We start from the raw sequence: 14,441 nt of genomic DNA, 5'->3' as shown, positions 1-14,441 counted from the left end.
TACCAGGTGTTACAATCGTTCCCAATACAAAACCGTTGCCGTCTGCGGCCGCATGGAATGAATAGGCAAACTGTTTTGTTCGTTCATCTTTCACATAGTAACCACTCTCAGGATCCGTAGTACTTTCTTTAATTGCTTTGGTTTCTTCCTTATCAAATTTATCTGGTGGAAAAGGCTTCTTTCCATGGTTTTCACGATCTTGATTGATTTCTTCTTGAAGACGTCCTTGATACGCTCGTGTTTCTTTACGAACGATTTTCTTTTCAAATTTCCGTTTATTCGCACTGGCTTTCACATGGGTGGAATCCACGAAAACGTGTTCTACACTTATTATCTTTTTATTAGCAGCTGTCATTAAAATGCGACAGAAAATCTGTTCAAACAGGTCTGTATCTTTAAAGCGTCGCTCATAATTTTTTCCGAACGTAGAGAAATGAGGCACTTTATCATGGAAACCATAGCCTAAGAACCAACGATAAGCCATATTGGTTTCAACTTCTTCAATCGTTTTACGCATGGAACGAATACCGAAGGTATATTGAATGAAAGTCAGTTTAACTAAAATAACTGGATCAATACTTGGGCGTCCTACCTCTGAGTACATATCTTTCACCAAGTCATAAATGAAAGTGAAGTCAATGGCAGCCTCCATTTTACGAACCAAATGGTTCGGTGGCACCAGTTGATCTAAAGTAATCATTTCAAGTTGATCTCGCTGAATAGAATCATGTTTAGAAAGCATCCTCATCACCTCAAGTTTTAATCCTTCAATTTTAAAACAAAAATGACTCCAGTCAAAAGTGTTCTATCTAAAAGGTAAGACAAAATTGATTGGAACGGAAGGTACGAGACTCCTGCGGGAAAAGCGCGTCTAGGGGAGACCCCGCAGGCAAAGCCGAGGAGGCTCCCCGACCGCCCGCGGAAAGCGAGTGCCTGGAGTGGAAATCAACGTCTAAATTGTACAGGCCATAAAAATAGACAAACTCGATTTTCATCGAGTTTGTCTACAGTCTGAAATAGGGAATCTCTAATGAGATTCCCTATTTTTTAATTACTTTAAGTCTTCGATCGAATCGATCTCTACATAATCAGGTACGACCAGACCATTTTTCGTTCCTTTTAAGTTTGGTCCAAGGTTGACCAAATCGGCTTTGTACTTATCATAGTACTCCATATGTGTACTTGGAAGCCAACCAGCCACCATGGCATCGGCACTTCCGTTTGCCACACCGGCGAACATTGGTCCCACCTCAACTTGGCTTAATGTTACGTCATACCCGTTTTTCTCCAATACCTTGCCAATTACATTCGTGCTGGCAATTTCAGTATCCCAGGCAACATAAACCAATTTGATTTTTTTACCATTTCCTGGCACAGCATCCTTGGTCCATTTGGATACCTTGTCCTGATGTTCTTTTATCCACTTATCTGCTGCTTCTGAAGGAGTCATTCCTTCTGCAACATTAACCATTACATTTTCCATATCTTTCGTTTCCCAGTAGAATTGATCAAGAATTTTATAGGCCCCTGGCGCATCCTGTTCAAGACCTTTTCTGGCGATCGAATTGATATTTTCAGCTCCGCCGTATGCTTCATCCGGATCTTCGAGATATTTCAAGTCATATTTCGAGAACATCCAATGCGGTGTCCAGCCTGTAACGACGATTGGTTCTTTTTTATCGATTGCCTTTTTCAGTTCAGCTACCATTGCAGCCGAAGATCCTTCGACAAGCTTCCAATCATCTAGCTTATAATCGGAAATAGCGGTTTTGGTTTGCTTCATTATTCCTGCTCCAGGTTCGATTCCGATGATTTCATAATTGGCTTTGGCAGCAAAACTGTTCTCATCGCCTTTCACACCCGTGTCTTTTGCAAACGTAGTGAATAGTGCAGTAGCAACCACGAGTATCGCAAGAACGATTACAATGATTTTTCTGCTAACGATGTGCTCGTAAGCCGGCTTACGAAGATTTTGCGTAATACGATCAAGAATGATTGCTATGATGACGATGGATAGTCCTGCTTCGAATCCTTGTCCTACATTTATTTGGCTGACAGCGCGGTAAACATCTGCCCCAAGTCCTGGTGCACCGACCAATGAAGCTGTAACGACCATGGAAAGTGCGAGCATGATGCTTTGGTTTACCCCTGCCATGATCGTCGGAGTGGCCAAAGGTATTTGTACCTTGATTAACTTCTGGCCGCTAGTCGAGCCAAAAGCATCCGATGCTTCGATCAAATCATTGGGCACTTCCTGAATTCCAAGATTCGTCATCCGGATTGTCGGTGCGATTGCGAAAATGAATGACGCAATGATTCCCGGCACTACCCCTATTCCAAAGAATAATATCGAAGGAATCAAGTAAACGAATGCGGGCATCGTTTGCATGAAGTCCAAAATCGGGGTGACGATCTTGCGCACTGTATTATTTTGGGCGCACCATATCCCAATCGGTATCCCGATCAGTATCGTTAGGAATCCTGACAATAGCACGATAGCCAGTGTTTGGATGCTTGATTCCCAATAACCAAGATTATCGATCAATAGCAAGCTGATAAGTGTAAAGATTCCCAATGGCCATCTGCTTGTATAAGTAACCAAAAGGGTTAGCACTACAATCAATACGATGGATGGTCCGGCACTCATTACGTCGACAAGTATATTTAAAAGTCCTTCAATCACATTCGTAATCAGTGTAAATAATCCAGCAAATACAATAGTTATCCAATCCACTAAAGAATCGACCCAAGCTCCTAGTGGGATTTTCGGCATATTCATTGAATTATTCACTCTCCATTTCATTCAAGGAATCTTTATTACCTGCCAAGGCACCGATAACGGCACCGCGGAGAAGAATTCCTTTAATTCTTTTTTCATCATCTACGACAGAGATCGGCAAGCTTGACGTTGCCATCACGTCCATAAGGTTTCCTAGTAATTCATCTTCTTTGACTGTCGGGATATCCGTAGTCATCACTTCGGAAATCGATTGATTATTGCTCATGGCCTGACGCGCTTGTTCAGCTGTCACCGCCCCCAATAATTTCTGCTTCCTATCCACAACGAAAATGCTTGAATATCCCTGTTTACGCATGATTTCCAAGGCAACCCTCGGTCCTCTGTCAACTGAGATTTTCTCTGGTCGGATCATCACATGAGATGCTGTCAATACTTTTGATAGATCAACATCTTCGACGAACTTCTCGACAAATTCATTGGCTGGATTCATCATGATTTGTTCTGGTGTTCCCAGCTGAATCACGCTTCCATCCTTCATAAGCGCGATCCTATCCCCGATTCTCAATGCTTCATCAAGATCATGGGTAATGAAAATGATCGTTTTTTTATACTGATCTTGAATTTCAACCAGCTCATCCTGCATATCTTTACGTATCAGTGGATCAAGGGCGCTAAAGGCCTCATCCATCAATAATACGTCCGTGTCGCTTGCAAGCGCCCGCGCTAATCCGACCCTTTGCTGCATACCGCCGCTAAGTTGGGATGGAAGCTGATTTTCATAGCCCTTCAATCCAACCGCCTCAAGCGCCTTCATGGCTTTATCATGACGTTTTGCAGGATCGACCTTCTGGATTTCGAGCCCGAATTCCGCGTTTTCCAATATCGTTTTATGCGGGAATAAAGCAAAGTTCTGAAACACCATGCTTATTTTCTTTTGCCTGACCTCTCTTAAACGGGCGGCGTTCATCTTTACGATATCTTCTCCGCCAATCAATATTTCACCAAGGGTGGGATCGATCAAGCGATTGAACATACGGATCAACGTCGATTTACCGCTTCCGGATAAACCCATGATGACGAATATTTCGCCAGGGTAAATCTCGAAATTCACATTATTAACGCCGACAGTCTGTCCCGTTTCTTTCAGTATTTCTTTTTTCGATTTGCCTTGAATCAATAAATCTGTTGCAGCTTTTGGAGATTTGCCGAAAATTTTCGAGACATTTCTGACTTCTACATATGGCTTCATCAAGTCACCTCATTCTAATAGTTGCCCATATGATTCAGTTTTGCTGAATTTCCCCGTTTTATGCGAGTGATGATGATTAATACACACGTCCCTTGAAATAATCGGAATGTAAAAAACGATTCTAGCTCTACACTTTTTCTTATGTTCCATACTATATATAGATCAAAAAAGCGGATTTGACACATATATGAGGGGGCCTTCTTGTAATGTATTGTTCCCAAGAAGGAATTCTTTACTTGGATTATATATGTGTGATTAATTGAGCATTTCCAGTAGGAAAAAGAGGTGTAATCACAACTGAGGGAACAAGCAGGCACAACCTATACCACCTGTAACATAAACGATTTCCACTTAGAGACATTGTCCAGGCGTCGGACAAACGATTACCCTCTAAAGTACTTCATTTTCCTAAAACCAGGTGGAGTAATACTTGGTATGACACCAAAACGCATTGAAAATAATATAGGATTCCCATGTGTCTATTTTGAGTATTTCAAGCAGGGAAAAGAGGTGCAATACTACTGAGGAATCGAACAGGCACAGCATATACCAACTGAAATATAATGGTTTTTATTTTAAAGCTTCGGTCAGTCCAAGCACATGGACTGAACCTTTATCCCTAAAGTACTTCATTACCTTAACAAACTATGAATATTAATTCAAATGATGTGCGGCCGGATTCCTGCTTATAATGGCCAAAATCACATTCCCTTACTAGGGTTCCGGAATCTTGAGAAAACGTTGATATACCAACGTTCTGGCAAGCCGAAAAAATAAAGTCCTACCCTCCGCCCTAATTTTTTTCAGTTTTTTTCGATTTGTAAAGTTCCAAAAAACCCCAGAAACACTTTTGGAACATCCCACCTTTGGATAATCCCGTATGTTATTCCCCCAAATCCCCAAAATAAAACCTTGAAATAATTTCCTATTTCAAGGCTTTCATCCATGCGTTACACATTCCTATGTTCATCGAAATTTATCCGGCATTTTTCTAACGGAATCACTTTCGTTTTTTTAACGAATTTATAGCCGAGCCACATTACCAGAAAAAACGGGATGCCAAGATAAGCTGCCATTACGCCCGCCCAATTAATGTGGTCTCCCATGAATGCCTGATAGTTTTGCGCCATTAAAACGAAGAAACATAGGGCAAAGGAAAATATCGGACCAAAAGGGAACCATTTTGACAGATAGGGAAGATCATTTAATGAATGCCCTTGAGCGATGTATGCTTTCCGAAACCGGTAATGACTTGCCGCTATGCCAAGCCAAAAGATAAAACCCGTAACTCCGACTGCATTCATCAGCCAAACATAAATCACTCCATCACCGAAAATGGATGCAAAAAATGCCAGCATGCCTACAAGTGAAGTGACGATCAGTCCCCAGATGGGAACGCCTCGCTTGTTGAGCTTTCCGAAAAGTTTTGGTGCCAGCCCTTCATTTGCCATCGAGTACAACATCCGGCTTGTCACATAAAGACTTGAATTACCTGCTGATAATACTGCCGTTAAAATGATGGCATTCATCACTGAAGCTGCAAATGCCAGTCCCACTTTTTCAAATACCATCGTAAACGGGCTGACCATGATTGTGTGCCCCTGAAGACTCCCATTTGTATAGGGAACGATCAGGCCGATAACCAGGATGGCTAAAATATAAAACAGGAATATCCGCCAAAAGATGCTGCGAACGGCCCTTGGAACATTCTTTGCCGGATCTTCACTTTCACCCGCTGCCACACCGACGATTTCGGTTCCTTGAAAAGAAAAACCAGCCGCTATGAAAATTCCCAATGTCGCCAAGAACCCGCCAGCGAACGGGGCGTCACCTACCGTGAAATTTTTAAAGCCGATCGCCTCTCCGTTCATGATTCCGAAGATCATCAGTATACCGACCACGATAAAGATGATGATGGTCGCGACCTTGATGAGTGAAAACCAATATTCCCCTTCTCCATACCCTTTCACGGATACGTAATTCAATAGGAATATCAAAACTAAAAACATGGAACTCCATAAAAATGATGGACTGTGCGGAAACCAGAATTTCATGACCATCGTTGCGGCAGATAGTTCCGCGGCAAGCGTCATCGCCCAAGTGAACCAATAGTTCCAGCCAAGCGCAAATCCGAGGGCGGGATCGATGAACCTTGTGGCATATGTACTGAAAGCACCGCTGACTGGCATGAATGATGCCAATTCCCCCAAGCTTGTCATGATGAAATATACCATGATGCCGATGACGGCATATGCGACCAACGCCCCGCCAGGACCTGCTGAATGGATGGCTGGGCCACTTCCGAGGAAGAGCCCCGTTCCAATCGCACCGCCTAATGAAATCATCGTCAGATGGCGCGCTTTCAGTTTTCTTTGCAAAGAATGTGGCGGCTCGTTTTGCTCATTTTTACCGGGCAGTTGCAATTGGCGATTTTCCAAATTAAATTCCCCTCCAACCATGCATTTTTAATCTCTCAAAATCTTGTCGATTTTCACTGCATCCAGGTCTTTTTCTCTAATCAAGAAGATACTTTCGGGTTTTTTGGAACTATGTACTTTTTCAAACGCCGCCAGGCCTACAAACCCGGTAAGGGGCTCATGGGCCTAGCGTTTAGAAGAAAACCGTCCTATCATTATGTGGTATGCAAGGTCCCATGAATGAACGAATTCCAGTCGATTTCAAGTAACCAGCTAGCCGCTGCTTCGATATCCTTAGCGAAGACGCGATCTTGTGTAATGCTCGGAATGATCTTTCTTGCTTCCGTATAAAAATCCTTCGTGAATGGAGCCATCTTTTCCGTTCCGCGGTACTCCACCGCTTGCAGGGCACAAATGAGCTCTATCGCCAAAACGCGGCGGACGTTTTGGATGATTTGATGCGCGTGCCGCGATCCAATAGTCCCCATGCTTACATGATCTTCCTGATTCGCTGAAGATGGAATGGAATCCACACTAGCCGGATGGGCGAGTGTCTTATTTTCAGAGACGAGTGAAGCGGCGCAATATTGCATGATCATCGCTCCCGATTGCAAGCCAGGCGACGGACTCAGGAATGGCGGTAAATCATTCAACTGGGGATTGACGAGTCGCTCGATCCGGCGCTCGGAAATGTTCGCAAGCTCGGCAACGGCGATTTTCATGAAGTCCATCGCAAACGCTATCGGCTGGCCATGGAAGTTTCCGCCTGAAATCACCTTTTCACCATCATCGAATATAAGCGGATTATCCGTTGCAGCATTCATTTCAATTTCCAGTTTTTCTTTGACATAATCGAGAGTTTGCCATGATGCCCCATGAACCTGAGGAATGCACCGAAGCGAATACGCATCCTGTACCCTGAGCTCCCCTTGCTTGGTGATGAGCTGGCTGCCATGGATCATGCGGCGAATCCGTTCCGCGACCTCCGTTTGCTGGCGATAACCGCGGGCAAGATGAACATCCGGATCAAAGGCGTCTTCAATGCCGCGCAGCCCTTCTAACGTCAAGGAAGCAATCGCCTCCGTTTGATGGGCAAGCTGTTCCGCTTCGATATAATTGACCAGGCCCATCCCCGTCATCGCCTGCGTTCCGTTGATTAATGCCAATCCTTCTTTCGCTTTAAGCGTCAGCGGCAGAATCCCTTCTTTCGATAATGCGGTGATCGCCTCCATTCGTTCACCTTTGTAGAACACTTCTCCTTCCCCCATCAATACCAGCGCCAAATGGGAAAGAGGCGCCAAGTCGCCGCTCGCCCCAAGTGAACCTTGCTGAGGGATGACCGGATGGACCCCGGCATTCAAAAGCTCGATCAAGCGTTCGATGACCACAGGACGCACCCCGGAGAACCCTTTTAAGAGCGCATTGGCACGGAGAAGGACCATCGCTCTTGAAACCACCTCAGGAAACGGTTCGCCTACACCGCATGCGTGAGAATGGATCAAATTCCACTGCAGCTGCTCTGCATCACCTGCATCAATCAGCACATCGCTGAATTTTCCGAAACCTGTTGTAATCCCATAGACGACTTTCTTTTGTTTCACGATATTCTCAACCGCCTCCCGGCTTTTTTCCACCTTCTCGACACTCTCGGCTGATGCCGTGACGAATGCCCCTCCATACAATACTTGCTTCGCATCTTCAATCGTTAAAGTTTGGCCTGTTAACGTAATCATTTTCCTGCACCCCTCATCCTTTTTTCACAAACAAAAAGGAGGCCATATTGACAGACTTATCCAGTCATCAATACAGCCCCCTAATTCACTAATTAACTATAGGCTTTTAAATATTTAAATGTGGTTAATTCCCAAGCCAACCGCTTCATGCTCGAATCCCCGAACCGGTGCGCCGATCGTTCCATACACGGCGACTGCAATCCATTCGCCCTCATCACCGTTCTTGAAGGGCCTGCCTCGGACGATTGCAAACCGAAGGCCCGCCGTCCTCAATAGACCGCCAAGCTCGACTTGGCCTCGAGTCACCCCGTGCAATGCCTCGATGATCGCATGGTACAGCGCATGCATTTCACGATATATATCGGGATTGACCAGTCCCAGCCTTTTCGCTGATGTCTCGATGGCTGCCACAATTTTCTGCAGCTCCATCGAACCGACCTTCCCTTTTCCATAAAGCCAATCCATTCGCTTTAAATCATTCGTTAATGAAATTTCTTCCTCTTCTTCCGCAAACGCGTACATGATTGCATGGCGCCCGATTCTTCTGTCGAATTCCTTAGTCATGCAAGGACCTCATTTTCAATTTTCTAAATTGACTAATAACTACATATTATTGTAAGCGGGTACAAGCCGTCCGGTCAACCTCTTTTTCAGATTTCTTTTTATTGCGAGACTTTCATCCCACTACATGCATATTCGGGCTACAGGCTTCGCTTCCTGAAATTTGACTCTCTTTCCTCTTCATCCAGCGTAAAACAATGTTAAAATCTTGCTTTCCTCGGGCGGTCCTGGACTCCGCTTTGGAACAAAAAAGAGGCCGCCTGCAAAATCAGACGGCATCTCCTTCCAGTTTATATGGTACAACCCTTGCACAACTTCAATAGCTAAATGTTTTTCACAAGCAAGTAAATGAAGTACGGAGCTCCTAGAATCGAGACGATGATCCCCACCGGCAGTTCCATCGGGGCCATGATGACCCGTCCCAATGTATCGGCGGATAACAGCAATAAAGCACCTAGGATTGCAGTCAATGGCAATAATCTTGCGTGTGTCCCCCCCACTAGCCTTCTCGCCATATGCGGGGCGATCAGACCTAAAAAGGTTATGCCCCCGCCCACGGAAACACATACACCAGCCAGTGCGACGGAAACCATCAATAATAACCTGCGTTCCTTTTCTATCCGTACACCGACGCCGATGGCGATCGAATCACCTAACCGCAGAACGTCCAATACTTTTGATTTATAAATGGCGAAAGGAATCAAGACAACCAACCACGGTAATAACGCCCAGACAAACGTCCAGTTCGTGCCCCAAATCGTTCCCGATAACCAGATTAATGCCTTCATGAAATTGTTCGGTTCCATTTTCATCTGGAAAATGACCAAACCTGCTCCGAACGCGGCATTGATGCCGATCCCGACCAGTAATAGCCTCGCAGGCGTCACCTGGCCTTTTTTCCAGGAAAGAACATAAATTAAAAACGCGGCAATGAACGAACCAAGCAAGGCCGTGATGGGCATGATGAAAACGGAAGATCCTCCATTGAAGAATGCAGTGCCCTGGAAAAAGAACATATAAAGGACGACCGTGAATCCTGCTCCTGCGTTGATGCCCAATATGCCAGGGTCGGCTAATGGATTTTGGGAAACGCCCTGTAAAATCGCTCCCGAAACGGCAATCCCCATTCCTACAAGGATCGCCATTACGATCCTTGGCAAACGGAAATCGAAAATGGTCAATTCATTTTCAGCAGTGCCATTTCCTAATAATGTTGATATAACATCCATCAGCGGAATCTTGAGGTATCCTGCGTTAATACTGATAAAAAACACAATTATGGTTAAAATGCTTGTTAAGGCAAGCAGCTTCTTAAAGCGTCCCTCATTGGGGCCGGAATGCTTCGGCATCATAGTCCCCTCCCTTCTTTACGAGCTAAATAAAGGAAAAAGGGAACGCCAATGATGGCTGTGATGGCCCCGACAGGCGTCTCGAATGGGGCATTCACCATCCGTCCAACGATATCGGCAACCAGCAATAGCACGCCACCAAGAATGGCGGAACAAGGGATGATCAGCCTATAATCATTCCCGACCAAAAACCTGGTGATATGAGGAATGACCAGGCCTACGAACCCAATCATGCCTGCAATCGATACTGCAGCTCCGGTCAGCAGCAGCACCGCAATCATTCCTATAAGCTTCACGATTCCGGTATTTTGCCCAAGTCCCTTTGCCACCTCTTCCCCTAAGCTAAGAATGGAAATGGAGCGGGAAAGAACCAAGGCTACCAATATCCCCACCACGATAAATGGAAGCGTAAATAAAACATGCTGCGGCTGCACACTTGAAACCCCTCCGGCAAACCAATAGCTGATATCTTTTGAAATATTGAATTTGATCCCGACCGCAGTTGAAAGCGAGCTAAGCAAGGATGCTATCGCCGAGCCGGCGAGTGCGAGCTTGACAGGCGTTATGCCGCCCCTTGAATACGATGTGATTCCGAAAACCAATGCTGCGCCCAACCCTGCACCGGCAAAAGAGAACATCATTAAGCCCAGATACGTTATACCCGGCATGACCACAAGCGCAATCGCAATGAAAAACGATGATCCGGCGGTTACACCCAGTATGGAAGGATCAGCCAATGGATTCCTCGTCATTCCCTGCATGATTGCCCCTGAGACGGCTAACGCCGCTCCTACACACACTGCAGCGATTGCCCGCGGAAATCTTAATTGGCGAATGATCGTATGAGCGGGATTGTCTTCATCAAATTGAAATAATGCATTATATACATCACGATAGCTCAAATCGGCGGCACCGAGATTGATTGAAGCAATAATCGAAACGAGTAAGCATGCAAGGCCCACTATCATGATGACCAAGCTGGTTACTCTATTTTTATATGTATTTAGTGGTATCTTGTCGATTTTTGTTTTTGAATTCATCTGTACAACTACTCTCCAGAGGGATTATCCCTAAAAAATAACGATTGACAATGAATGATTTCTATATTTAAATTAATTGAAATCGAGAATCATTATCATGCATAGATAATTTTATCATATTTTTAGGGGGATTTAAATGTATAACGTGATAAGCAAGAAAAAAATGCTGCAACTTTTGGGCGCTGGACTGTTAGCCATTTCATTGGCTGCCTGTGGTGATGAAGGAGCGAAGGATAGCCAATCTTCGACAAATAAAACGGATCAAACTTCCAATAAAGATAACCAAGAAGAAGTGAAGACAAGAACGTTAACGGATGCAATGGGACATAAAGTCACGATTCCGGCCAAGCCGAAGCGTGTCATCGCGTCATACCTTGAAGATAATCTTGTCACATTGGGTGTTAAACCAGTCGCGCAATGGAGTGTAAAAGATGGAGCAAGCATTCAAGGGTATTTACAGAAGGACCTTGATGGGGTTCCTACCATTCCACACGACCTTCCATTCGAAGCTGTTCAAAAAATGAAGCCGGACTTGATCATCATGGACTCTGCAAGCATGGTCGAAGGCGGGAAATATGAGCAATACAATAAAATCGCCCCTACTTATGTAATCGGTACCGAGGTGAACAATGATTGGCGTGATGAACTTAAGCGCGTTGGACAAGTGTTCGGCAAAGAAGATGAAGCCAAGAAGGCTTTAGACAAGTACGAGGCGAAAGCTGCAGAAGCTAAAAAAACGCTTGAAAAAGAAACGGACAACCCTTCCGTGGCAGCCGTTTGGCTTGTCGGCGGCAAGTTCTTCGTCGTTAGTGACAACCTATCGAGCGGAGCTGTCATGTATGACGATTTAGGCTTGAAGGAACCGGGTGTTGTCAAGGAAATTTCCGCTAGTGCAACAGGAAATTGGAGTGCCATTTCATTAGAGAAATTAGTGGAAATGGACGCCGATCACCTATTCTTGATCAATAGCGATACATCCACTGGCTCAAAAGCACTTAATGAAGCACTATGGAAAAGCATCCCTGCTGTAAAAGCAGGAAATGTACATGAGTTTTCTGCCGACGAAAGCTGGTTATACACAGGACCTATCGCTAACGAACAAATCATTGATAATGTGTTAAAAAGTTTAGTGAAATAAAAATCAAGGCTATCACATCTGGTGATAGCCTTGATTTTTTTAATAGCTCGAACTCCTATTTCCGTTTTCGTCGATATATCTCGGCTTTTCGTTGATAAATTCCAATTTTCGTCGATATATCTCGATTTCTCGTTGATATATCTCTTTTAATCGCAAGCAGCTGGAATGCGAGTCAGTACGCATCCTCTATTTTTCATTACTTTCCAACGCTTCATAGATCGCCGTTACGACGCTTCCATAACCTCCTGTTTTAAAGAGGTCACCGTAGAACTGATTGCTATTGGCTGCAGGGTTTACGAGCGGTGAATGCTTTTTATTCGTAAGCAAAACAATGCCTAACTGTTTCTCGGGATCAATGATCGTGACCGTTCCCGTCCAGCCTGTGTGACCGTAGGCACTCTCACTGGCATAAGGACTGAACATCCACTCCATGCTTGCATCGCCATTTCGTCTCCAGCCAAGGCCATAAGTCGGATTGATCTCGGAAGGTGCAACGAACTCATCGATCGTTTCTTGATCAAAAAACGCATGCTTTCCGTATCCCCCGCCATTCAGCATCACCTGCAGCAGGACAGCGAGATCTTTCGTATTGGAAAAAAGACCTGCATGACCTGAAACGCCCCCCATCGAATAAAAGGCCTTTTCATCATGGACCTCCCCTTGAAGCGTGTATGTGCGAATGTTAGGAAATGCTATCACGCCATCCCGTGTGTTGCCTAGCAATTCCGTTGCAGCAAAATCCTTTGGCTTGAACCCCTTTTGAAGCGGATTGAATTTTGTATGTTTCAAGTTAAGCGGCTTGTACACTTCATTTTCAACGTACGTATCAAGCGGCTGACCCGTTATTTTTTCAATAATCGCACCGAGCAGCATATAATCGACATCACTGTATACGTTCTGCGTTCCCGGTACATAGGTCAGCGGTGTTTTCGATAGGAACGAAATCGTTTTATCCCGCTCCTGTGAGTAGAGTTCCTTTGAAACAGTTGGATTGTGATATTGCGGATCCGGCTTAAAACCGGCGGTATGATGAAGGACATCAATGATCCTCAAGGTATCCTTCCCCTTGATTACATCCCCTTCCGCATCTTTGAAATCAGGAATATATTGCTGAACTTTTGCCTCGATATCGAGCTTGCCTTCACTGACTAATTTTTGAAGCGCAAAATTAGTCGCATACATCTTCGTGTTTGAAGCAAGGTCAAACATTGTATCGTCTTTCATCTTCTGAAACCGCTTAAGAGGCGTATGCTCATTGAACTTCCGTTTGTACCCGTAGCTATCATTTTTAACGATTTTTCCGTCCTTGATAACAATCAACGCAGCCCCGGGGAACCCGGAAGCCACCTCCATTTCAATCAACCGGTCGACCTTTTCCAGCTTTTCCGATGAAAAGCCAGCATCTTCCGGTTTTCTTGCTTTTGTTAACACCGGAAACGAGTTGCCCGCTTCCTTACTCACTGCAGTCTCTTTGTTTGAATTTGCTTGTGCATAGGATGTGAAAGATATAAATAAAGAAAATGCCAAAATTGAACTCAGTGTACAGCTTGTCCATTTTTTCATCATATTCCCCCTATGAAATTCCAATTCATAAACCTTGTACCGTAAATGTTTGAACGCGTATTCGTAACCGTCATCATTTATTTTTTATTTTTTATTTTATAACATCCACGAATAAACCTCCTAGTTAATTCCAAAATGATTCGAAAGATGGCTCAAAAGTCATAACTTGAATAAAAGAGGGATTCTTTCGCAAACAGGACTATCTTCACAATGAACACTATGATGATGTAAAACGAAAATTCAAATGTAATTTGAAAGAGCGATAAAAATCCACAAACTAAAAAGACCACTTCTAAAGTGGTCTCAGACTGTAGACAAACTCGATGAAAATCGAGTTTGTCTATTTTTATGGCCTGTACAATTTAGACGTTGATTTCCACTCCAGGCACTCGCTTTCCGCGGGCGGTCGGGGAGCCTCCTCGGCTTTGCCTGCGGGGTCTCCCCTAGACGCGCTTTTCCCGCAGGAGTCTCGAACACCCGCTCCAATCAACTTTGTCTTACCATTTAGATAGAACACTTTTGACTGGAGTCATTTTTGTTTTAAAATTGAGGTATTAAAACTTGAGGTGATGAGGATGCTTTCTAAACATGATTCTATTCAGCGAGATCAACTTGAAATGATTACTTTAGATCAACTGGTGCCACCGAACC

General features: G+C 44.4%; 10 protein-coding genes. 1 reads left to right on the top strand and 9 read right to left on the bottom strand.

Annotated elements, in window-relative coordinates:
• The 8 genes from AS888_RS02480 to AS888_RS02445 form a co-directional block, all read right to left on the bottom strand.
• Nucleotides 1-742: transposase (locus AS888_RS02480; RefSeq protein ID WP_185113011.1), on the bottom strand; the 742-nt coding region annotated here is incomplete at its 3' end.
• Between the two features lie 309 nt (nucleotides 743-1,051).
• Complete coding sequence (locus AS888_RS27020) at nucleotides 1,052-2,773, bottom strand: glycine betaine ABC transporter substrate-binding protein (protein WP_311316460.1); 1,722 nt, start codon at nucleotides 2,771-2,773, stop codon at nucleotides 1,052-1,054.
• Between the two features lie 10 nt (nucleotides 2,774-2,783).
• Nucleotides 2,784-3,989, bottom strand: coding sequence for a quaternary amine ABC transporter ATP-binding protein (locus tag AS888_RS02470; protein ID WP_061140632.1), 1,206 nt, complete (start codon nucleotides 3,987-3,989; stop codon nucleotides 2,784-2,786).
• A gap of 950 nt (nucleotides 3,990-4,939) precedes the next feature.
• Nucleotides 4,940-6,334, bottom strand: coding sequence for an amino acid permease (locus AS888_RS02465; protein WP_260320088.1), 1,395 nt, complete (start codon nucleotides 6,332-6,334; stop codon nucleotides 4,940-4,942).
• Between the two features lie 287 nt (nucleotides 6,335-6,621).
• Nucleotides 6,622-8,139 carry a histidine ammonia-lyase gene (gene hutH / locus AS888_RS02460; RefSeq protein WP_061140630.1) on the bottom strand — a complete coding sequence of 506 codons (1,518 nt, stop codon included), beginning with the start codon at nucleotides 8,137-8,139 and terminating at the stop codon, nucleotides 6,622-6,624.
• A 114-nt stretch (nucleotides 8,140-8,253) separates the two neighbouring features.
• On the bottom strand, nucleotides 8,254-8,703 hold the full coding sequence (hutP, locus tag AS888_RS02455) for a hut operon transcriptional regulator HutP (protein WP_061140629.1): 450 nt from the start codon (nucleotides 8,701-8,703) through the stop codon (nucleotides 8,254-8,256).
• 320 nt (nucleotides 8,704-9,023) lie between these two features.
• A complete protein-coding gene (locus tag AS888_RS02450; protein WP_061140628.1) occupies nucleotides 9,024-10,049 on the bottom strand; it encodes a FecCD family ABC transporter permease in 1,026 nt (341 codons plus the stop codon).
• A complete protein-coding gene (locus AS888_RS02445) occupies nucleotides 10,049-11,089 on the bottom strand; it encodes a FecCD family ABC transporter permease (protein ID WP_061140627.1) in 1,041 nt (346 codons plus the stop codon). Before AS888_RS02445 ends, AS888_RS02450 begins: the two co-directional genes overlap by 1 nt.
• A gap of 136 nt (nucleotides 11,090-11,225) precedes the next feature.
• Between AS888_RS02445 and AS888_RS02440 the strand changes: the two genes are divergently transcribed.
• Entirely contained in the window at nucleotides 11,226-12,227 is a 1,002-nt protein-coding gene (locus AS888_RS02440; protein ID WP_061140626.1) for an iron-hydroxamate ABC transporter substrate-binding protein, read from the top strand.
• Nucleotides 12,228-12,413: 186 nt separating this feature from the next.
• Here the strand turns inward: AS888_RS02440 and pbp4b are convergent, their stop codons facing one another.
• Nucleotides 12,414-13,790 carry a penicillin binding protein PBP4B gene (gene pbp4b / locus AS888_RS02435; protein WP_061140625.1) on the bottom strand — a complete coding sequence of 459 codons (1,377 nt, stop codon included), beginning with the start codon at nucleotides 13,788-13,790 and terminating at the stop codon, nucleotides 12,414-12,416.
• Between the last annotated feature and the right edge of the window lie 651 nt (nucleotides 13,791-14,441).

The organism is Peribacillus simplex (genome assembly GCF_001542915.1).
Lineage (GTDB): Bacteria > Bacillota > Bacilli > Bacillales > DSM-1321 > Peribacillus > Peribacillus simplex_B.
The sequence above is the reverse complement of the archived record's forward strand: the minus strand, read 5'-3'. Positions and strand labels throughout refer to the sequence as shown.